We start from the raw sequence: 19,501 nt of genomic DNA, 5'->3' as shown, positions 1-19,501 counted from the left end.
TGTTACCCCAAAAACGCTCTAATCCATGACGGTGGTGTTGCCCGTAACTTAGGTGATAGAGAAAAGAACCAATAAAAAAGGTGGATATAAAAATAGGGACCTTCATTACCCTTCATGCGTTTCATAAGAAATAGAAACGCACAGGTTAGAATCAATGAGGTAACAAAAAAACCACAAACAGCCCCAAATACGTAGAGAGTTAGTGCTCCTACCATGACCTCATCGAGTGTAAAAATAATCAATCGATAAGGCTCATTAAGATATTGGGGTGTTTTGTATTTTCTCGGATCTTCCATCTTAAACCCCTGCTAGCATTGCAACGACATTTAGAAAAATAGCCATCGCCCCAACGCCGCCAAGCGTTTTAATATTTCGAGTAAACATCAAGGTAACAACAGCCGCTACAGCTTCTCCGACATAAAGATAGGTTTTTATCGAACCATTGTAGGTATCCTTAACTACTTCTTCTGCAGCGGATAAAGCATCCGCTGCAAAGGTTCCTTGAGCCATTATTAGCAAGCAAATAAGTATGAAAATCTTTCCAATGTGAGCATTAATACTGCTTAACACGTTACTTCTGAACTGATTTAATAAAGACATGTTATCCCTCCTTTTTAATGGTGATTGAGGATTGATTGCTGCATTGATGGGCAAAATTTCTTTGTTGGATCAGCCAAACCATCGTGCTTTTCAGATTGAATTTTTTGATAAATTTCATAACGGTGGATGGCTACTGAATTGGGTGCATTAAACCCAATGCGTACCTGATTCCCTTTACAACATAGAACTGTGATAAATATATCTTCTCCAATAACAATGCTTTCACCGACTCTTCTAGTTAAACTCAACATCTTCTTCTCCTTTTTAGTTAACTTTCATATTTAAAATGTGTTTCATTTTCAGTAATTGGGTTTTAGCCACTTCAGGGTTATTGTTTTTGGGAGCTGCATCAGGTACAAAAAATGAACTTCTCTTGGAACAATTTTTACAAAAATCAATAAATTGGGGTAAGGTTGGCGGTAGTTCCTTATTTTTTCGACATAAATCAATTGCCATATCAAGAATGTTATCCGCATAGGTAAATAGTCCTTGTTGCCATTCACCTTTAACAAAAACTAAAAACTCATCGCTTTTAAATTGACTACGCCAAACCTGTCCGTACATAGCTGCAAACCTCAAAAATAATCGATCAATGCGCTTGCGACCTTCCTCGGTAGGCGCTAAGGTCGATGATGTTGTCATCGGTTTCTTCTTCAATGCCTGATTTACATGACTCCCAGAAGCTGTCTCTAATGGGTTGTTTCTTATAATTTGTTTCATGGACTGCATTATTTGTCTCCTGACACGTATCACTTTGAATTTCATCTTCCCAACAATGTTGTGCTAACCAATTGGCAGGATATTTCCAAGCAGCAACCCATTGGCCTTGGCTATGCTGTTGTTGATAAAACTGGATTTGTTGTTGTAAAGCCGAATAAATTTGTATTGGCAACTCAGGTGTGAGATTAAGCGCTTGAAATGCTTCCCATGCTTTTTGCTTTGATTTTTTTAGCGGGTACAAATCCCAAAATTTTTCGAATTGTGATAATAAAAAAATATAATAATTATCTTCTTTTAGAGGTGTGTCGGCTTTTGGAGATTTATCTATGCCGGCTTTTAGTGGGTCTGTCTTTGATAAGCCAGTATTTATAAGGCGTTGCTGATTTTTAGCTGGGTCTAGTTGCTGTGTCTGGTTTAGGTCTAGTTTATTTTGGACGGAATAACCCATTGTAGCTAATTCGCATCTTAAAATTAATTTTAAACCTTCGGATTGTGGTGTAATAAGCCCTGCTCGCCCCAAAGCAGATAAGGCACGGCGTATTTGCATGCGTGAATAGCTCCCGCTTTTAATGCCTTGATGCGGCTCAATATAAAGTTGCTCTGCTATCGATTGATAGCTGATTCCGCGCTTTATGCCGACTAATCCTGTTTTGACATCCATATATGGCCTTATCCCTCTTAGGTAAGCCAGTTGCTGAAGGTGTGGCATCCCACATAAAGCAGCAAGTTCTTTGTCATTAATTAAAAAATCCACTATTCACTCTCAATCCGTGTACAAATTCGTTATTATTTTTTTTATATGGTATATTTACTATTAACTACTACTTGAGTCGTACGATTCGTGTAAATAATTATTTTAATTTACCACTATTTGGTGCATTGTCAATATATATTTTCACAATATGGGATTAATTGGGTTGGTTAATATGAATATAAAAGAAAAAATTGGTCAAAGAATTCAAGAAGAACGGATAGCAAAAGGATTAACTAGAAAGGCCCTTGAGGAGTTAACTGATGATCTTAAACAATCAAGAATTAGCAATTGGGAGCGAGGTGATAGAACTCCAGGGCCTGAAGAAATAAAACAACTTGCTAGAGCACTAGATATTTCACCTGCTTATTTGATGTGCCTAACCGATGAGAAACGTCCAAAAAAAATTCCAGGATTAGGGTCATTGGTTCCACTGCTCGATCATCAACAAGCCTGCGATCCTAAAGGATTCATTCAAAGGGTTAGGAACGAACATAATTCAGATGAAATAAGCTTTATACCGATTTCTTCTGAGCTTAGTACTCGTCTTGGAGAAAATGCATTTGCTCTAAAAATGAAAGATGAGAGTATGCACCCTGAATTAAGAGTTAATGATATTTTGATTATTGATCCCAATTCTGAACTGCATCCAGGAAGTTTAGTTGCAGCACAGCTTAACGAAGAAAATGAGGTTATCGTGCGTAGATATAAACAACTAACCTTATCAAAAGAATTTAATCCATTTGAATTGCGGGCCGAAAATGATAATTGGGGGAATATAAAAATTGATAAAGTAACTGACGCTATAATTATCGGCGTTATTGTGTGTGTTGTGAGGTATACAGGGAGATACTAATACATTTAACCTAATTAATTCGATTTACCAGTGAAATGTTAACGGATAGTTCTGAGATTTTTTATAAACCACTCATGTTACGCACGTGAACTTGCAGTTTGAATAAAAAGCATTAGAATTTTGCCCTTAATTTTAGGGAGTGAATTCAATGGATATGCTTGATCTTTATTGTGATTATTTAATTTTCCAAAACAAATATGCGACTGCTACCGGGTTATCTGATTTGGTTGATGGAGCATTTGCTCATAACAAAGTAACACGATTTCTTCGTTTTGAACATTTTGGTTCAAAATCACTTTGGCACTATGTCAAAAAGCCAGTTAGGTCACAAGAAACAGTAGGAGGAGTATTGATACTTGATGATTCCATCGAAGAGAAGCCCTACTCTGATGAGAATGAAGTGAATTGCTGGTATTACTCTCATGCTAAAGGGGCTGTACTCAAAGGGATAAACATCTTGTATTGCATGGTTCGTTACGCTGACTTCAGTGTATCCATAGGATATAAGGTGATTAAAAAAGATATCGCTTATTGTGATATTAAAACCAGACAAACCAGAAGAAAATCATCAGTGAACAAGAATCAATTATTTCAAAGCTTGATTGCACAGGCTATTACCAATAAGGTGATGTTTGATTATGTGCTAGCTGACAACTGGTTTGGCTCGAAGGCCAATATGGTTCACATCCATAAAGACCTTCAAAAGTCGTTTATCATTGGAATCAAGTCTAACCTAACATTAGCCTTATCTGAAAACGATGCCAAAAACGGGCGGTACCAACAAGTAAGAGCATTAGAACTTGAAGAGGATATACTGGCTTAAAGGCCTAGACCTCCCCGTGAGGCTCCTGAAAAAGGTTTTCAAAAACGAAAATGGCTCAACAGGAATTCTCTATCTTGTTTCAAATGACATGCAAAGTAGTGCCGAACGTCTTTATGAAGTGTACCCTGGCGGATTGAAGAGTATCACAAGTCAATTAAGCAAAATGCAAGCTTAACCAAGTCCCCAGCTCGAATCGTCATAACACAGTGCAATCATATTTATGCGTCTATTATTGCTTACTGCAAGCTCGAAATGCTGAAGATAAAAACCCAATTAAATCACTTTGCCATTAAGTACAAACTAATTGTTAGAGCGAACCAAATTGCCTGGCAGGGGCTTAAAAATATGGCTGCTTAAAATTGATCGTGGGTAACATGAGTATTTGAGCTAAAACCTTAAAGTAATTTTCTGCTACACTTAAAATACAAACTGTCTTCCAAGGTTAGGTATGCGCTACCTCTTTATTTTGATAGCTCTTCTATCCCAACCACTTTTTGCTAAACCATCCGAAGCCATCTTTGCTGGTGGTTGTTTTTGGTGTGTTGAAGCCGATTTTGATAAAGTTCCTGGGGTTTTAGAGACTATTTCAGGCTATGATGGTGGTACTGAGCCTAGGCCTGGTTATGCATTGGTCTCATCGGGTAAAACTGCTTATGTAGAGGTTGTGCGTGTTGTCTTTGATAGCGATAAAGTGACCTATCAAGAATTACTAGATTTTTATTGGCGTCATATCGACCCAACAGTACAAAACCAGCAATTTTGCGATGTTGGTAAGCAATATCGCAGCGTCATTTTCTATTTAAATGACGATCAAAAAAAGGCAGCTTTAGCTAGTATTGATGAAATAAAAAAACGATTTCCTAAGGTATATACAGAGGTAATTCCCTCTACAACGTTTTATCCTGCAGAAGAATATCATCAAGATTATTATCAAAAAAATCCAATTCGTTACAAATATTACCGTTACAATTGTGGTCGTGATGCTCGTATCAAGGAGTTATGGGATGAAAAGTCTAGTTAGTTTTATTGTAAGCGTATTTATGCTAAATACTGCCCTGGCTTACACGCCTGAATTTAACAAATCCGAAAAACTAAAACAGCTTACGCCTCTACAATACCAAGTGACTCAAAAGGCTGCTACAGAAAAACCTTTTGATAATCCCTATTGGAATAATGAACAAGCCGGAATTTATGTGGACATAGTTTCAGGAGAGCCTCTGTTTAGTTCTCTGGATAAATACGACTCAGGAACCGGTTGGCCTAGTTTTACAAAACCCATAAATACCGCAAATGTTATTTTAAAACCCGCGAGACACTATTTGTTTTTTGTGCAAACTGAAGTGCTTTCTAAAAATGCGCAATCTCATTTAGGGCATGTATTTAATGACGGCCCAAAACCCACCGGTGAACGATATTGCATGAATTCGGCGGCATTGCGATTTATCCCAAAAGATCAAATGAGCAAAGAAGGCTATGAAGAGTATTTAACTCTTTTTAAATAGATTGCTTATGAAATTCATAAAGCCTGTGCATCGCTGTCCCTATCACTAACAAAGAAAAGATCATTGCTAAACTTAGGAAGTGGTTTGGCCAAAGCATCATGGCTATAAAAAAAACAAAGGCTTCAGCTCTTTCTATTAATCCTGGGCTGTAATGAAAACTTTTTTCTGAATCATTAGTCTTAAAAATACCCACAACAAGAAAACTCGTGATACAAAGTAGTATACTCGCCATCATTAACAAAGACCCAAGACCCCGCTCATTTGGATTAATAGCCCATAAGGCAAACACAACACCCACCTCAACCACGCGATCAGTCATAATATCCAATACACTACCCCAGTCAGAGCTATGGTTAGTTAGACGAGCAATAGTACCATCGAGGGTATCACAATATCCAGACAGTAATAGTAAACTAATGGCCAGATAGGGTAGATTTAGCCACAGTGCGGGTATCACTAAAAGACCCAATACGCCAGAAAAGAAGGTGACTTGATTTGGGGTCACTCGCTCTATCAACACAGGAGTAATTGGATTGACACAAAGGCGTTGATACAGTGGCCTAAGGTGTTGTTCTATCATAGATTTATCCTAATTTATTTAGCCAACGAACGAAAGTTCGAATTTTAGAAGAAAATATAAACGGCTTATAATACTCTCCCGCAACTCGCTTACTAATTTCACTAAAAGTGGGGTACGCTGCAATCGCATCGGTAAAAGTTCGCAAACTTTTCCGTTCTTTAACGGCTATAACCCAAGGTAAAATTAATTCACCCGCATGAGCGCCCACTATGCTCACACCCAAAATTTTAGCTTTTTTACCGGTTATGATTTTTATTTTGCCATTTACCTTATTTTCCGCTTGGGCTCTGTCCACCTCGGCGAAGGCAAATTCTGTGATTTTTAATGTAGGATCTTTTAAGGCCTCACTCGCCAATAGGCCCACGTGGGCTAATTCGGGCTCAGTATAAGTCACCCAAGGCACCGCTTTGTAATCTACTTTTGCAGGCCATTTAAAAGCAATATTTCTCAATGCAATACCCGCTTGATAACTAGCCATGTGCGTAAATTGATAAGGCCCTGTCACATCGCCTATGGCATAGATTTTTTTATTAGTGGTTTGAAGTCTGGCATTCGTGTTTATCCCTCTGGTGGTGTATTGAACGCCTGCTTTTTCCAAACCGAGCCCGTCCACATTAGCCACACGACCTGTTGATACCAACAAATGCGAGCCTGTGATAGTAATTGGGTTGTCCTGGTTTTCCAAATGAACACTAATGGTCTTATCAGCACTCTCTTCTATTTTGTTAATTTTAATTTGCTCATAAAGTGCTATCTGCATCGACTCAAGTTGACTTCGAATAATAGCCACGCAATCGGCATCATCCTTAGGAAGAATAGTAAAGGCTTCTAAAATAGTGACTTTAGACCCAAGCATTGCGAAAGCCTGAGCTAATTCACAGCCTATAGGACCTCCGCCGATAACAATCAAATGCTCAGGTTGTACTTTTAGGTTAAAGATGGTTTCATTAGTTAAATAAGAGACCTTGTTTAAGTTCTGGATAGGAGGGATGGCTGGAGATGAGCCTGTAGCAATCACAAAATGTTTGGCCCGAATAATTTTCCTTTTTAATTTAAACTGTTTTGGCCCTATAAAATGCCCTGCTTCTTGAATAACCTGAACACCTAGAGAGGTAAAACGTTCCACCGAATCATTTTTTGCAATACACGCTATCACATTATGCACCTGCTGCATCACTTGCAAAAAATCAATTTTCACCGATTTTGCCTGAATACCTAAAACAGTCGAATGTTTGGTTTGATAAAAGATTTTGGCAGTGTTCAATAGCGTTTTAGAAGGGATACAACCGTAATTTAAACAATCACCTCCCATTTTGTTTGGTTCAACCAATACCACTTGTAATCCCAATTGAGAGCAACCTGCAGCGATACTTAAGCCTGCAGAACCCCCGCCAATAATGGCCAAATCACAAAATAAATCTTTATCTTTCATTTTTTCAGTACCCTGTTTACCCTTTTTTTTGTAAAAAACAGGAATCAAAGAAAGAGCGGCTAATCCTAATAAAGGTAGAATAAATTTGGGTTCAAAAATAATCCCCAGATTAGGCTGAAGGCTTGCTGCAAATAGTTCGCCCAATCCATTACCAACAGACACATAGACAATAGAGCCAGGAATAATTCCTATAAAAGTGGCTATGATAAAAGTAGAAGCGCTCACACCCAATACGGCAGAAACGATATTAATCACCCAGAAAGGAAATAATGGGATAAGTCGCAAGGTGAGCAAATAAGAAAATGCATTGTCTTTAAACCCAGAACGCATCCGCTTAACCCAACCTGAAGCACGCTTGGAAAACACTTCGCCTAAGGACGATTGGACTGCAAAAAAAAGAATCGTTGCACCTAAAGTGGCACTTAGAACCACCAAAAAAGTTCCCCAAAGTATTCCAAATAAGAAGCCGCCTATTAAAGTCAAAAAGATAGCACCTGGGATAGAGAGTGCTACAGCCACTGTATAAATTATTATAAAAACGAAAGAGACCAGATAAAAATGTGATTTTGTTATGGCTATAAGCCATTCATGATTGTCTCGTAAACTGGCAAAACTTACGTATTTATTTAAGCCTAAACCCAAAAAAAGACCTAATAAAACTATTATAATTAATAAGGGCAGCCAAGTTTTTATTGCACTAATTTTCATAAGATGATGCCCTTTTCATTATTCACATAACGTTCTTACTTTCTTATCAGAAGTTTTTGACTTTCGACTAAAATGAAAATCCTTTTTTATTTGCCAATAGTGGCGTTGAGCTTTAATTGGCATCAAAAGTAACCGTATAAGACTATTATCTGATGGCTTGGAATACCCAGGTACACCAATTATTATAGCTTGTTGGGGAATATCTAATTTGATTGTTTGATGCAACCTATCCCAAAATGAAAATACAACCCCATAATTACTATTGGTTTCATTGAGATAATTGGAATGATGAATGCCATGCATTCTTGGAGTAACGATAATTTTATTAATTAGCCGTTCAAAGCGAAAAGGCAATTTGATATTGCTGTGTTGAAAAAAAGTATGTGCTTGAAAAAAAAATTCATAGCAAAAAAAGAGTAAGGGACTCACTCCAATCAACCCTAATTGCACCAACCTAAAGAGACTCGAATACATAATTTCCACACAATGAAAACGCATGGCGGTTGAAACATCTAAGTCAGGATCAGCGTGATGCACGACATGGAATCGCCACAACAACGGAAGTTTATGATTTAGAGCATGCCAGTAGTAAAAGCTTAAATCCATTAACAAAAACCCAAGTATAAACACTACCCATTGATTAAAGGGAAGCATAGATAGAAGGCCGAAATCATGGCTAAAGGTGAAAAGGACGGTGGCTTTTGCTAAGGGGCTAATAAACAGACTTGCGATGACATAAACCAAGAGGGTAAAGGTGAAATTAATTGCTAATCGCGGCAATAATGGGCGAGTTGCTTTTCTTAAAGGCCACTTTTTCTCTAAAACAAACAATGACAAATAAATAAAAATAAGAATGAGTACTAAGTAATATTGTACTGTACTGTAATTGATCTCAGACATTAGTTTAAAAGGCTCGTGAATTGTTTCTATAAACTTGCCTATAAAAATGGCTCAAGTCAATCCAATTATAATTATCTTTATTCATAGTAATCATTTTTCTCTTAAATTAGTGGTAGTTGTTGGACTGAAAATATTTTTCTATTTTCAATGTGTCTCTGTAAGAGTAAATGGTGTTCTTGCTTACATTTTTTTGTTTGGGTAAATAAACAGTAAGAAATTCAGTAAAATATTCTGCAAAATCAGTTGGTTTCATCGTTATCGCCTTGCAAATCAGGGATTATTCCTGGGTACCTAGTCTCCATTTTCAACTTTATATCGGGAAACACATCGATCGTCATACGAAGGTAATAGGCCCTTTCGTGAAAAGAGTCGTGTCCCATATAAGTTTTAAATACAGGCAGATATACGTAAGCGTTCGCCTAAATACGGGTTGCATTGATATTGATGCTTTGCACTGAAGCAAATCAAGCCCATTGGGTAATTCTATTCATCTTGGCCTTATATTTTATTCTGGGAAGAATTCTTCATGCTTATGCTTTTATTTATAATAAAAAGCATTTCAAATTTCGTGTGCGGGGAATGGTTCTGACGTTTTCTGCACTTTTTTCCTTGCGGTGTTGAACATTAGTTTAATACTTTTTAAACTCGGGTGATAAAACAATTATTTTTTTACCCTGCATAAATCTGTTCAAAGTATTTACTTTTTCTGAGCGGGCAATCTATTAGAAAAAGAATTATTGAGATCGCTGGACTTATTATACTCAGAAGCATTATGCACACCAAATTTGATTTAGGCAACATCGCCACGCGAAGATGCCAATAATCCAAATTTCTTAGAAATTAAGTGGTCAAGAGATAGTGAACCCGGGCCATAAAATAAAATCAAAGCAAGCAGCATAGCCCAGTAACGATGGTCTATTAAATCGAGATAGGTAAACTGAATGACAGCGGTCATAGCCAGTAAAGGCAATGTTGCAAGTCTTGTTGCAAACCCAAAGATAAGAAGTACAGGGCAAGCGAGCTCAAAAGAGGTTGCAAGACAAGCAGTAATTTCTGGAGGCACAAAAGGAACTTTATATTCTTCCCTAAACAAGAAGACGGTCGACTGCCAGTTTGATATTTTAGTCATGCCAGAATACCAGAAGATTTTAGCCATCCATAAGCGCATGAATAAAACAAGCACAGGAAGGGCAATTTTCTCCAAAACCTTTGTAACTGATAGATAAATTTGAATAATTTTAGAAATGAACGGCTTATTTATAGAAGTTTCTACCGAATTATTGAGCATTATTGCCTCCGGTTTTAATGATATTGTCGACCAGCTGCTCCTGTAACACAAAAGCAACTGCTGAAGTTAAGTCAAAATTTTGATTGATTGTTTGTGCATACTGGACGCTCTCTAAAAGCTTTGCACCTTCAAATAATTTCTTTATGAAATGCCACTGATCTTCGGCAATCCAATAGGTATGTATTTCGTTTTCCTTACAGCCAATAACACCATAAGCTGCTTCTGTCTTAAGGGTAATTGCTTTTGAACTACAATTCTCAATGGTATCATGAATATCAAACAACGGGTATTTGGACTGAAAAATACAAACTGAAGGACAAAAATTCAGTTTGATATGATCTATTTCCTCTTCGGGGATGGTCATTAAATCTTGAGGGGAAATGGACTTAGAGTCTACAGCCCCATACGCCAAATGTTTGAGCCATTCATAGTGGGCATAATCACTTAAATAGGGCAACTCAGACAGTTGCTGTAATGTGGAAAGAAAGTCAGGGAAATCTCCACCAAAATCATCAAGCCAGCCTGTCTTTGGTAAGTACTTATCCTTTTTGCAATAAGTATAGGCAACACTATTGGCACACTCATTGCCGATTAATTTCCAAACGCCTGGATAAGTAATCCTCAAAGCATTGATCATATTTTCAAAAATAGTCTGACGATAAACATCTAGCCGTTCTTGGGAGAAATCCGAGCTTATAAAACTTAAATCAACGTCTTTTTTAAAGATATTTCGATAAAAGGACTCTTGTAATTTAAGTAATTCATGCATTTGCTACCCCCCTATTGACTTTGTAAGACGAGAGGTATGACTCGCATTTTGAAGCTTCCTCAATTAAAACATTGAGAGAAGGGATGTCTGCATCCCATTCAAGTAAAGTTGGTATAGGGCCAAATCTTTGAACAGTATAATCGTATAGAGCCCACACCTCATCACACACATAATTATTGTGAGTATCTATACGCAGAGTACTATCGTTTGACAATTCTTTTATGGAATGACCAGCAATATGAATTTCTTTTACTAAATTAAATGGAATAGAATCAATGTACTCTTTGGTATTCCATCCGTGATTCCAGGATGAGATGAATAGGTTATTCACATCGAGCAGAATCTTGGCACCTGTTTGATTGCAAAGCTCCACCAAAAAATAGGATTCATGGAGCCTGGATGACTTATATTCTATATAGGAAGATGGGTTCTCAATAAGAATTTCTCGTTTTAAAAAATCCTGTGCTATCGATATACTGCGCTTAAAGGTGTTAAAACTTTCTTCTGTATAAGGCACTGGAAGTAAATCAGGCATGTGTATGCCACCAACATGTCCCCATGAAAGATGCTCAGAAACAAATTTAGGCTGCACCTGATGAACAAGATTCGATAGGCGATCCAAATGGACTTTGGAGATACCATCGGATGAACCCAAAGATAGCCCAACACCATGAAGGCTTATCGGATAATATTCGGAAATATTTAAAAGAGCTTTTATCTCATTTCCGCCGTTGGAGAAGAAATTTTCGCTATGAACTTCAAACCAGCCAATCGAAGGTCGCTCCTCTAGAACTTGTGTGTAATGAGGGTACCGAAGTCCAATACCTATTAGCGGGTTCAAAGTCATAATATACGAATCGATTAATTTGAAACTTCGATTTTATCTTTAATGTCTTGCCCAACAGCGCTAAAATCACCCGCATTTATTTTATCACATTGACCTTTTGGTACTAAGATCCACGATTCAGAATCACCTGCTTTATTTTGTCCAGCACAGGAGTGGGAAGAACCTTTGCAATCTGCTTTGTTTTCCTTAATTAATCCCTTGCCATCTTTAACAACGCTACATTTCTCCATTTCACCTTCAGCAAATGCAACACTAGTTGTTAAAGTTATCGCTGCTGCAACTGCTGTAAAAATTCCGTTTTTTATCATTTTAATGCCCCTTGATTAATATAACAGTTACATAACATGGTATTGGAAAACAATCATATTATTTCAGGACTATCCGATATGTTATCTTTTAAATATAGCACCGATCAATTCGCTGTCAAGGTTAAACAAGTTTATAAACTTTCGTGTTAAGGAGTAACTTGGGATTAAGATCCATCGTTGAGACTATTATTATTCTGTAAAATCCTTCCTTAAAATAATCAATACAACGCTAAATATTTGTAGAAAAACGCTATTTCAGAATACAATTTATTACTACCTTCGATTGCAGTTGCTTTATTTTGAATAGTCACTTGATCAAGATATAAATTATCAATATATTCACCATAACGCTCAATTTCCTTTTTAACCTCTTTGACAATATCCGCTGTACTTGATGTTCCTGTTAACTCAGAAAAGTCTCTCAAATAGTCTTTTTTAATGGCCTGAACTTCGACCTCATCTTTTACAGGTAAAACAGACAGAAGTATCGCGATATCAGCTCTGGTTTCTTTTTTTACTATATTGTTCCATACATCTTTAATGAGAATTTGTTTGTTCTGCGCTTGCATTTTCAAAGAAGATATAAGCAGCTCATTTTGTCTGATAAAGAAATATGAAATCACAGCTGAGCTAACCATCATGGAGAGAGCAAGAATTAAAACTAAATTACTTAGGTATTTACTTGTTTTACTCCTTTTTTTCTTTCATATTCCTTCTTCAGCTAATGAACATGATATTATCGATATATTAAGCTCAACGTTTTAATGAAAAGTTTAGGTGAATATTAAAAGATGTCAAGGCTTTCCCAGCCACGATTACTGGCTTACCGCTGACGGTAGTCTGTTTAAAGGCTATAGAGTCTGTATTAATCACCACAATTTCCCGAATCTTTACTTAATGAATACATACTCATTACATCATTTCCCCTTCCAAACTTCTTAATTCGAACCGCAAAACAAATCCGGATGCAAACTAAGTGGGAAGGAGAATTATATTAAAACAGTGCAACTTATTATAAGTCTTTAGGGTCGATGCCTTTAATTTTTGGCCAATTAATATTTGCCTTCTTTATGTTGCCAGGTATATTTTTTGCCCAAACATCTTGTGTTTTGCTGTTTAAATTTAGATAGAGTGTTCCATCCACAATTCTCCAAGCTAAAGGATCACTCACTATTTTGCTCCCAACGGATACGCCATACGCGCAATATCCTCCATAAGCGGGAAGATATTTTTCAGGATTTGCAAGAAATGTTTTTTTGTTCTCTTGATTAGAAAAAATATAACTCACACCTTCATAATATCCCGTGTAGTTTCCGCTACCACGTACAGGCCCACCTTGTTGAAAATAAGACACAGGATCATACCCCTGAATACCCACCAAACTGTAGGAAATATCTGAAGCCCAGGCAAGAACTGGCATCATAAAAATAAATATTAATTGCGGTATATACAATGATTTAATTTTTTTCATCGCTGCTATCCTTATAAAATTGTTAACCATATTTAAATCTTTTTACATTGAAGTGGTACGGAAAATCTTTCCCTGGACTTGCACCTGCCGCATAACAAAGCGGCGCTTTTGTTGCCAAAAAAATTGCGGCTCTTGTTTATAATAAACCATCCAATGCTACTTTTAATTACACACATTTAGGCAGCCTGGCGACCATTATTAGAAAAGCATCAATAGTTGAATTAAATCATTTCAGCTTTTATGGAGCGCTTGCCTGGTGGTTTTGAGGAGTTGTCCATGTATCCTTCCTTGTAGGAGCACGAAATAAATTCTCTGTGCTGTCCGATTGAGTATGGTCCTTTTTTACTTTTAGAGCAAATAATTTACTTATTACCTCCATTAAGAAAAAGAAATACAGATAGAAAAAACCAATGATTTTAATGAATGACTAGAAACGAGGCATAATAGTGTTTTAGACAAAAGGATTCAATTGATGGACAAACAATTGTTCCTCAAGCCAAACATACAATTTTTTTACCAAATAGCTTGCCGCTTTCTCATCCTTCATTTCATAGCTTAATTGTTCACAAATTTCTATGAAAGAAGCCTTGTTTTGGATTGGCTTAACATATTTTGCTCTAACTTATCCATTAGATAATATCTTATTTGAAGTTGGCGGCGCCAAATGACTAAAGATTGTGAATGAGCCATTTTTTTAGGACGAGGAGGATGCTTGTAACCATCTCTTGATGCTTTAATGAGGTCAAAACTGTTCCAATGCATTGATAATAAATGACAAGATGGATGAAGATAAAACTTCATGTCAGGTTTAAGCTCCCTGTTGATAATATTATCCAGCTTAAAGGTAGCTGATTAATTGATAAATTGCAAAAACCAGGCAAAACCACTCAACTGCCTAAGCTCTGTTTATCAAAGGCAAATCTTGTTGTGAGCCATAAACATGGCATATTACTTCACGTTATTTTCCTGCATTTTTGAATAGTGGCAAATACTTACCATAACCTCTTTTCTGCAGATCCTTGACTGGAATAAATTCCAGCGCCGCAGAATTCATGCAAAAACGTTTATTGGTGGGCGGAGGGCCGTCACCAAAAACATGCCCCAAATGTGATTTTCCATGTTTGGAAATCACTTCAGTCCGACTAGTAAACATGCTGCTATCATCTTTATATATTATGTTTCCAGGTTCTAGCGGTTTGGTAAAACTCGGCCAGCCAGTCTTAGAGTCATATTTATCGAGCGAAATAAATAATGGTTCACCGGTAACAACATCAACATAAATACCTTGCTCTTCATTATTCCAATAAGCATTATTAAACGGGGATTCTGTACCCTGTTGTTGAGTAACATTATATTGAATTGTTGATAATTTTTGTTTGATGACAGCATCTGAAGGTCGTTTATAGGCTTGTTCTGCATAGGCTGTCAAAGAGGCAACACTCATGAAAAAAAATAACAAACCTTTGATAATACTCTTCATGGTGGTTTCTCACTGATTAATGCTCTATTCTTAAGTATAGTCAGAATTCCGAACAACAGAATTCCGAACAACTGTCAATTTCCTTGACGTAAGTTATATGGTCTGCTACAAATATAAAGGGCAAGAGGATACTGTCGTATTCCAATCTATCCAAAAATAAGGAGAGGTATCGTGCAACGTATTAAAAAAATCTCTATCGCTAACGCACAAGGCAAAGCTAAAGAGCTACTCGAAGGCACAAAAAAAGCTATGGGCACTGAATTAAATCTATTCAGCACATTTGCCAACTCACCAGCGGCACTGGAAGCCTACATTGGGATTATGACCTCTCTTAGCAAAGGTGCTCTTAACCCTAAACTACGCGAACAAATCGCATTGGTCTCAGCAGGTTATAATGGCTGTAACTACTGCGCATCCGCTCATACCTATCTTGGAGAAAAAGCAGGGATTAATAAAGATGAACTTAAAGAAAACCTCTCAGGAAAATCGTCTGATAAGAAAACACAAGTGGCTCTCAATTTTGCTACTCAACTGATTGAACGTCGTGGTGGGGTGAGTGAGTTCGACATCAAGACTGTCCGTGAAGCTGGATTTAGTGATGAAGAAATGGTTGAAATTTTAGCGCATGTAGCGATGAACACTTTCACTAACTACTTCAACGAAGCATTCAAGACGGACATCGACTTCCCTGTCGTTGATACCCATAAAGGACGTACTGCAGCATAAATTATTCTAAGGGGTGGCTTAAAAACCACCTCCTTAATAGAAAATCCAAATTATATTTTGCCCCAAATACAAACCACCCTAAGATTCAATCCTCAAGTTTTTATTCTTGACTTTATAGAACGTCGATTTACAGCGGTTGAACTGGAAGATCCAGAGATCTCGAAATACCAATTGACTCAATGGACAAGCTTTTTGGTATCTACGTTTTTATTTTAGAACAAAAAACATCAGAGAAAAAGTTGCCATTCTTATTAGCGATCAATTGCCCCACACATTTTTCCCGAAATAGATACTATTCTATGGCGGGATATTTATCTTTTAATTGTTCGTGTCTTTCCAAGCTAGACTAGACATCATTATTATAAAAAAATCAGGACCAGAAGAAGGAGTATATATTCGTGCTGGAACCACAAATAGAAAAGCTGACACAGAAATGATTAAAGAGTTAAATCGCATAGTCAGCAATCAAACTTTTGATGAGCAACCCTTAACTGCATTGAACTCCGAAGCGATAGACTTCAGAGCTGCTTTAGAGCAATTCGAAAAAATTAGGAAGATCGATAAGAAAGATCTAGAAACGGTCGTTATCTTAATGGATTATCAAGGCAAAAAAGTACCTACAGTTCAGGGTTAATATTATTTGGTAAGGACAGAGCCAAAATATTTCCAGATGCATGGATTCAAGCGGGTCGATTTCAAGGAACAGACGAGAGCTTTATTGTAGATAATGCTGAATTTCATAATTCTCCTGGAAAAGCAATTAAAGAAGCAAGCTTTGCTTTTAATAAGCTTTGCTTTTAATAAGGCTATACTGACGAAACAGCCTGATGCAAAGATCGTCATTCCTCCTCCATCAGTTGCAGTGATTAGCTGGAAAGCGAACACTCAGCGCGACGATCATATTCGCCTTTTGCAGGACGAGGGGGATATGGTATGGCAAAAGAAAAACAATTATGGTTTGCGCAGCCATATAGAGTTAGCTATTTTGCGTTACAAAAAAGTCATGGGGACAGCCATGAAAGCAAGGGAATTACCTCAGCAAAAAACAGAATGTGGGATTGCTACGCGTGCTTTAAACGAATCACTTCACTGGGTATGCCAGTCTCTGTGAAAGTGAAGTAAAACCAATTCGGTTAGGTGAAATGTTGCCTAATTTTGATTTATTCAACAATGCCATATTGGATCATCCCGCCAATTATTTATAAATCCCATTTCAATTCCTGAAAACTGCTCATTTCTTTCAAATAGCTCAAAGAGCTTTATTTTCCAATTAGATTCAGGTGCAATTGTTTCTAATAATTGATCTATGATAAAAGCGATTAATTGAAAACGATAGTTACCATCAATATGGGTTTTAATAGGCGCATTCTTAGGTATTAGCGGAGGAATAACAAGCCATCTATTCCATAATCTTGAATGATGAGCACAGAGGTTCCTTGTATAGGTTAAACTTTTTATCCAAGATTCAATTACAGTTGTATGCTGACCTAAAAAAGAAGCAATCTCATTACGCACATCTTTCGACTGGATATTATTAAACATCTTAGAACAGACACCAAAGGAGAGTGCCTCAACCATCATCCAAATTGGTGGAAAATATGGTTTATCATAATTCTTATGATAATGTTGAATAAATAGTTCCTGCTTATTGGTACTAATCGTTTTAATTGTTTTTAGATAATCATCAAAAAAATCTCTTTCTCTATTTGCACCAGCTTTAGCCTTAAAATAATTTCGTTCTACATACCAAAAAGGATTAAATCGGATACTTGTCACATTGGTTAATGCCGCTCGAAATGCCACCTCTATTTTTTCAATTGCATCAGCAACAAGTAACCTTAGCTCTCTGTCAAATTGATAAAGCTGCCAAACTTGTTCAAATGTAGCGTTTTCTTTAAACTGGCGAGGGTTCTTTGCATTGTGGGATTGCTTAAAAGGCAAAAGATAGGATGATAAGCGATAATAACTTACTGTTTCCAATGCACGAATAGCTAGTTTTTGATCCTCAATCTGCAAACCCTGAGAAAATAAAAACTCCAGCTGTTGACTAACAGTAAGTGCAGGTTTCGTATAACTCTTTTCAGCCATAAAAAAATAACCCGTCGTGGTGCGCATCATTGAGAGGCGTGACGGGCATGGTTAATTATATTATAGCGCAACCACTCTCAAATTCAAATACGCGTTTTGTATTTTTATTAACTCAGGTAATAAGAGATTATACCATTCAGAGTCAGTCTAATCAAAATACTAATAATCAACAATAGGACTCTAATGTGGCTGTATGTCGCACAGGGAAATATTGATTGGGACTGCCTAGCGCTGCCTGACACAACAGTGACGAAATCGTGCCGTAACAGTGACCGTTTGTAGTGTATTTGTGGCAGTTCTAGGCAGTAATTCGATGATTTGATGCATCGTAAGTTGTTGATTTATAATGTTTTCTATTATTGAGTATCAGGCTTCGAACCAAGGTGTCGGGGGTTCGAGTCCCTCCGAGCGCGCCATTTAAAATCAAGCACTTACCTCGGGTCTTTCCCAATTACGGGGGCACTCAATCATCAGCATAGTACTCTAACCCTTGTTCTATAATTTTCAAAGTTTTTAAAACCATAAGCACGACGTTGAATCAGTTTCATCTTCCGATGAAAGCCTTCAGTGATACCATTTGATTTACTAAATCGCCACATACAAACAACTTCTTCTTTCCAGTTATCGAGCGTTTTACCTAGAGCTGCTAGAGGTTTAAAGGGGCTTTGCTTCAGTTCGTCGAGCATTTCCAAAAAGCGAGGGATTAACTGACGTGCTCGGTTCTTGGTAAGCATTTTTTTCATGAGTATATTGTGTAACTGTTGTTGGAATTGATAGACGGCTTCAATAGCTGGATTGTCTGCCAGGAAAGCATCGCGCTTGGCTTTTTTTAAGGGTGTTAATCGTTCAGGCTTGGTTCTTAAGAGCGCCATGATGCCGCGATTGCTTTTGACGTTGCTTGCAAGTTCCCTATAAGTCATCATGCATTGGTGTTGCATTAAGCGAATGACATGGAATCGGTCAGCGACTATTTTGGCGTTGGGGAAATGCTTTTTAACGATGGAACGATAGGTAGTGCTTAAATCGATGCAGACGACTCTAACCCGCTCTTTACCCGGTAAAGCAGCGAGGTAAGCGGCCAGGTCGGTTTCACTTCGCCCTTTGACGATATCAAATACTTTATTCTTTCTTAAGTTACAGAGTGTTGTAACGAATCCTTGTTTTCGGTTAAAGAAATGTTCATCAATTCCTAAAACGGATGGGCAGTATGCATTGGTCCGCTCCTTATCTTGTTCTTTATAGTGGCGTTGATACCATCGTTCAATGGTTGCCTTACCCTTCTTAAATAGACTGGCTAACTCGCTTTGAGAAATCCCCGAGGTATGTTTATGAAAAACAGCGGCTTGTAGACGCCAAGTGGAACGTTGATACTTATTAATACCAGGAAATTGCTGGTTGCCATAACGATGACAACGATTGCAATAAAGCTTATAGGCTTTGAATTGTAAGAGACTGCGTCTGTGACCTACTAGTTCGTGATGAACAGTACGAATGTAGGAATCTTTCTTGCGCACTTCTTTACTTTGACAATGGCCACATCTTGGTAATCGGTTGTAAGAAAGTTCCAATATCAAAGGTTGATAACCCCGTACTTTTTTTATGGAAAAGCCAGGTAAATTTAAGATAAGATCATGTTTCGGCACTTTAATCTC

General features: G+C 37.3%; 25 protein-coding genes. 8 read left to right on the top strand and 17 right to left on the bottom strand.

Features of this window, described 5'->3' with window-relative positions:
- Positions 1 to 2: 2 nt before the first annotated feature.
- From traL to GH742_RS03465, 5 genes are read right to left on the bottom strand one after another with little or no spacing between them, the layout of a single operon-like run.
- Positions 3 to 296: a type IV conjugative transfer system protein TraL gene (gene traL, locus GH742_RS03485; RefSeq protein WP_010947805.1), complete on the bottom strand. Its 294-nt coding sequence runs from the start codon at positions 294 to 296 to the stop codon at positions 3 to 5.
- A gap of 1 nt (position 297) precedes the next feature.
- Positions 298 to 600, bottom strand: coding sequence for a fimbrial protein (locus GH742_RS03480; RefSeq protein WP_010947806.1), 303 nt, complete (start codon positions 598 to 600; stop codon positions 298 to 300).
- Positions 601 to 614: 14 nt separating this feature from the next.
- Positions 615 to 851 carry a carbon storage regulator CsrA gene (gene csrA / locus GH742_RS03475; RefSeq protein WP_010947807.1) on the bottom strand — a complete coding sequence of 79 codons (237 nt, stop codon included), beginning with the start codon at positions 849 to 851 and terminating at the stop codon, positions 615 to 617.
- 13 nt (positions 852 to 864) lie between these two features.
- A complete protein-coding gene (locus tag GH742_RS03470; RefSeq protein WP_015444239.1) occupies positions 865 to 1,164 on the bottom strand; it encodes a hypothetical protein in 300 nt (99 codons plus the stop codon).
- Between the two features lie 25 nt (positions 1,165 to 1,189).
- Positions 1,190 to 2,074, bottom strand: a complete 885-nt coding sequence (locus GH742_RS03465; RefSeq protein ID WP_010947808.1) for a hypothetical protein — start codon at positions 2,072 to 2,074, stop codon at positions 1,190 to 1,192.
- Positions 2,075 to 2,246: 172 nt separating this feature from the next.
- Here GH742_RS03465 and GH742_RS03460 point away from each other — a divergent pair, with 172 nt between their 5' ends.
- From GH742_RS03460 to msrB (GH742_RS03445), 4 genes are all read left to right on the top strand, one after another.
- Positions 2,247 to 2,927, top strand: coding sequence for a S24 family peptidase (locus GH742_RS03460; protein ID WP_015444237.1), 681 nt, complete (start codon positions 2,247 to 2,249; stop codon positions 2,925 to 2,927).
- Between the two features lie 148 nt (positions 2,928 to 3,075).
- Positions 3,076 to 3,750 carry a transposase gene (locus tag GH742_RS03455; protein WP_016356978.1) on the top strand — a complete coding sequence of 225 codons (675 nt, stop codon included), beginning with the start codon at positions 3,076 to 3,078 and terminating at the stop codon, positions 3,748 to 3,750.
- Positions 3,751 to 4,198: 448 nt separating this feature from the next.
- Positions 4,199 to 4,771: a peptide-methionine (S)-S-oxide reductase MsrA gene (gene msrA, locus GH742_RS03450; RefSeq protein WP_010947811.1), complete on the top strand. Its 573-nt coding sequence runs from the start codon at positions 4,199 to 4,201 to the stop codon at positions 4,769 to 4,771.
- Between the two features lie 19 nt (positions 4,772 to 4,790).
- Positions 4,791 to 5,252 (top strand): peptide-methionine (R)-S-oxide reductase MsrB, encoded by a 462-nt coding sequence (msrB, locus tag GH742_RS03445; RefSeq protein ID WP_370447313.1) that lies wholly within the window; start codon positions 4,791 to 4,793, stop codon positions 5,250 to 5,252.
- On the opposite strand, the gene GH742_RS03440 is transcribed toward msrB (GH742_RS03445), so the two are convergent.
- From GH742_RS03440 to GH742_RS03430, 3 genes are read right to left on the bottom strand one after another with little or no spacing between them, the layout of a single operon-like run.
- Entirely contained in the window at positions 5,245 to 5,832 is a 588-nt protein-coding gene (locus tag GH742_RS03440; protein WP_010947813.1) for a CDP-alcohol phosphatidyltransferase family protein, read from the bottom strand. The genes msrB (GH742_RS03445) and GH742_RS03440 overlap by 8 nt on opposite strands.
- 4 nt (positions 5,833 to 5,836) lie before the next feature.
- Positions 5,837 to 7,972: an FAD-dependent oxidoreductase gene (locus tag GH742_RS03435; RefSeq protein ID WP_010947814.1), complete on the bottom strand. Its 2,136-nt coding sequence runs from the start codon at positions 7,970 to 7,972 to the stop codon at positions 5,837 to 5,839.
- 18 nt (positions 7,973 to 7,990) lie between these two features.
- Complete coding sequence (locus GH742_RS03430; RefSeq protein ID WP_239005264.1) at positions 7,991 to 8,809, bottom strand: sterol desaturase family protein; 819 nt, start codon at positions 8,807 to 8,809, stop codon at positions 7,991 to 7,993.
- Positions 8,810 to 9,316: 507 nt separating this feature from the next.
- Between GH742_RS03430 and GH742_RS03425 the strand changes: the two genes are divergently transcribed.
- Entirely contained in the window at positions 9,317 to 9,493 is a 177-nt protein-coding gene (locus tag GH742_RS03425; protein WP_010947817.1) for an MAPEG family protein, read from the top strand.
- Between the two features lie 169 nt (positions 9,494 to 9,662).
- Here the strand turns inward: GH742_RS03425 and GH742_RS03420 are convergent, their stop codons facing one another.
- From GH742_RS03420 to msrB (GH742_RS03390), 7 genes are all read right to left on the bottom strand, one after another.
- Complete coding sequence (locus GH742_RS03420; RefSeq protein ID WP_010947818.1) at positions 9,663 to 10,160, bottom strand: DoxX family protein; 498 nt, start codon at positions 10,158 to 10,160, stop codon at positions 9,663 to 9,665.
- Positions 10,150 to 10,929, bottom strand: a complete 780-nt coding sequence (locus GH742_RS03415; RefSeq protein ID WP_010947819.1) for a DNA-binding domain-containing protein — start codon at positions 10,927 to 10,929, stop codon at positions 10,150 to 10,152. Before GH742_RS03415 ends, GH742_RS03420 begins: the two co-directional genes overlap by 11 nt.
- On the bottom strand, positions 10,922 to 11,776 hold the full coding sequence (locus GH742_RS03410) for a DUF692 domain-containing protein (RefSeq protein ID WP_010947820.1): 855 nt from the start codon (positions 11,774 to 11,776) through the stop codon (positions 10,922 to 10,924). Before GH742_RS03410 ends, GH742_RS03415 begins: the two co-directional genes overlap by 8 nt.
- Positions 11,777 to 11,790: 14 nt before the next feature.
- Positions 11,791 to 12,084, bottom strand: a complete 294-nt coding sequence (locus tag GH742_RS03405; protein ID WP_010947821.1) for a DUF2282 domain-containing protein — start codon at positions 12,082 to 12,084, stop codon at positions 11,791 to 11,793.
- Between the two features lie 218 nt (positions 12,085 to 12,302).
- The gene (locus GH742_RS03400; RefSeq protein WP_239005263.1) at positions 12,303 to 12,725 is read right to left on the bottom strand and encodes a hypothetical protein; all 423 of its coding nucleotides are present in this window, start codon (positions 12,723 to 12,725) and stop codon (positions 12,303 to 12,305) included.
- 371 nt (positions 12,726 to 13,096) lie between these two features.
- The gene (locus tag GH742_RS03395; protein WP_015444234.1) at positions 13,097 to 13,555 is read right to left on the bottom strand and encodes a YHS domain-containing (seleno)protein; all 459 of its coding nucleotides are present in this window, start codon (positions 13,553 to 13,555) and stop codon (positions 13,097 to 13,099) included.
- 958 nt (positions 13,556 to 14,513) lie between these two features.
- Positions 14,514 to 15,035: a peptide-methionine (R)-S-oxide reductase MsrB gene (gene msrB, locus GH742_RS03390; protein WP_010947824.1), complete on the bottom strand. Its 522-nt coding sequence runs from the start codon at positions 15,033 to 15,035 to the stop codon at positions 14,514 to 14,516.
- 171 nt (positions 15,036 to 15,206) lie between these two features.
- Between msrB (GH742_RS03390) and GH742_RS03385 the strand changes: the two genes are divergently transcribed.
- The 3 genes from GH742_RS03385 to GH742_RS03375 all read left to right on the top strand — a co-directional run bounded on the left by GH742_RS03385 (position 15,207) and on the right by GH742_RS03375 (position 16,872).
- A complete protein-coding gene (locus tag GH742_RS03385; protein ID WP_029345413.1) occupies positions 15,207 to 15,761 on the top strand; it encodes a carboxymuconolactone decarboxylase family protein in 555 nt (184 codons plus the stop codon).
- Positions 15,762 to 16,089: 328 nt separating this feature from the next.
- Positions 16,090 to 16,395 carry a hypothetical protein gene (locus GH742_RS03380; protein WP_016356980.1) on the top strand — a complete coding sequence of 102 codons (306 nt, stop codon included), beginning with the start codon at positions 16,090 to 16,092 and terminating at the stop codon, positions 16,393 to 16,395.
- Between the two features lie 93 nt (positions 16,396 to 16,488).
- Positions 16,489 to 16,872, top strand: coding sequence for a transposase (locus GH742_RS03375; protein ID WP_010947827.1), 384 nt, complete (start codon positions 16,489 to 16,491; stop codon positions 16,870 to 16,872).
- Positions 16,873 to 16,925: 53 nt separating this feature from the next.
- On the opposite strand, the gene GH742_RS03370 is transcribed toward GH742_RS03375, so the two are convergent.
- Together GH742_RS03370 and GH742_RS03365 are read right to left on the bottom strand one after the other, a co-directional pair.
- Complete coding sequence (locus GH742_RS03370; RefSeq protein WP_010947828.1) at positions 16,926 to 17,879, bottom strand: Abi family protein; 954 nt, start codon at positions 17,877 to 17,879, stop codon at positions 16,926 to 16,928.
- Positions 17,880 to 18,319: 440 nt separating this feature from the next.
- On the bottom strand, positions 18,320 to 19,492 hold the full coding sequence (locus GH742_RS03365) for an ISL3 family transposase (RefSeq protein WP_203456831.1): 1,173 nt from the start codon (positions 19,490 to 19,492) through the stop codon (positions 18,320 to 18,322).
- Positions 19,493 to 19,501: the final 9 nt, after the last annotated feature.

This window comes from Legionella sp. MW5194 (assembly GCF_016864235.1).
Lineage (GTDB): Bacteria > Pseudomonadota > Gammaproteobacteria > Legionellales > Legionellaceae > Legionella_C.
The sequence above is the reverse complement of the archived record's forward strand: the minus strand, read 5'-3'. Positions and strand labels throughout refer to the sequence as shown.

What these genes read in the sequence shown, in the direction of transcription:
- traL (WP_010947805.1), bottom strand. Translation starts at nt 296, where the DNA reads ATGGAAGATCCGAGAAAATACAAAACACCCCAATATCTTAATGAGCCT.
- GH742_RS03480 (WP_010947806.1), bottom strand. Translation starts at nt 600, where the DNA reads ATGTCTTTATTAAATCAGTTCAGAAGTAACGTGTTAAGCAGTATTAAT.
- csrA (WP_010947807.1), bottom strand. Translation starts at nt 851, where the DNA reads ATGTTGAGTTTAACTAGAAGAGTCGGTGAAAGCATTGTTATTGGAGAA.
- GH742_RS03470 (WP_015444239.1), bottom strand. Translation starts at nt 1,164, where the DNA reads ATGTACGGACAGGTTTGGCGTAGTCAATTTAAAAGCGATGAGTTTTTA.
- GH742_RS03460 (WP_015444237.1), top strand. Translation starts at nt 2,247, where the DNA reads ATGAATATAAAAGAAAAAATTGGTCAAAGAATTCAAGAAGAACGGATA.
- GH742_RS03455 (WP_016356978.1), top strand. Translation starts at nt 3,076, where the DNA reads ATGGATATGCTTGATCTTTATTGTGATTATTTAATTTTCCAAAACAAA.
- msrA (WP_010947811.1), top strand. Translation starts at nt 4,199, where the DNA reads ATGCGCTACCTCTTTATTTTGATAGCTCTTCTATCCCAACCACTTTTT.
- msrB (WP_370447313.1), top strand. Translation starts at nt 4,791, where the DNA reads ATGCTAAATACTGCCCTGGCTTACACGCCTGAATTTAACAAATCCGAA.
- GH742_RS03440 (WP_010947813.1), bottom strand. Translation starts at nt 5,832, where the DNA reads ATGATAGAACAACACCTTAGGCCACTGTATCAACGCCTTTGTGTCAAT.
- GH742_RS03435 (WP_010947814.1), bottom strand. Translation starts at nt 7,972, where the DNA reads ATGAAAATTAGTGCAATAAAAACTTGGCTGCCCTTATTAATTATAATA.
- GH742_RS03425 (WP_010947817.1), top strand. Translation starts at nt 9,317, where the DNA reads ATGCTTTGCACTGAAGCAAATCAAGCCCATTGGGTAATTCTATTCATC.
- GH742_RS03420 (WP_010947818.1), bottom strand. Translation starts at nt 10,160, where the DNA reads ATGCTCAATAATTCGGTAGAAACTTCTATAAATAAGCCGTTCATTTCT.
- GH742_RS03415 (WP_010947819.1), bottom strand. Translation starts at nt 10,929, where the DNA reads ATGCATGAATTACTTAAATTACAAGAGTCCTTTTATCGAAATATCTTT.
- GH742_RS03410 (WP_010947820.1), bottom strand. Translation starts at nt 11,776, where the DNA reads ATGACTTTGAACCCGCTAATAGGTATTGGACTTCGGTACCCTCATTAC.
- GH742_RS03405 (WP_010947821.1), bottom strand. Translation starts at nt 12,084, where the DNA reads ATGATAAAAAACGGAATTTTTACAGCAGTTGCAGCAGCGATAACTTTA.
- GH742_RS03400 (WP_239005263.1), bottom strand. Translation starts at nt 12,725, where the DNA reads ATGATGGTTAGCTCAGCTGTGATTTCATATTTCTTTATCAGACAAAAT.
- GH742_RS03395 (WP_015444234.1), bottom strand. Translation starts at nt 13,555, where the DNA reads ATGAAAAAAATTAAATCATTGTATATACCGCAATTAATATTTATTTTT.
- msrB (WP_010947824.1), bottom strand. Translation starts at nt 15,035, where the DNA reads ATGAAGAGTATTATCAAAGGTTTGTTATTTTTTTTCATGAGTGTTGCC.
- GH742_RS03375 (WP_010947827.1), top strand. Translation starts at nt 16,489, where the DNA reads ATGCTGAATTTCATAATTCTCCTGGAAAAGCAATTAAAGAAGCAAGCT.
- GH742_RS03370 (WP_010947828.1), bottom strand. Translation starts at nt 17,879, where the DNA reads ATGATGCGCACCACGACGGGTTATTTTTTTATGGCTGAAAAGAGTTAT.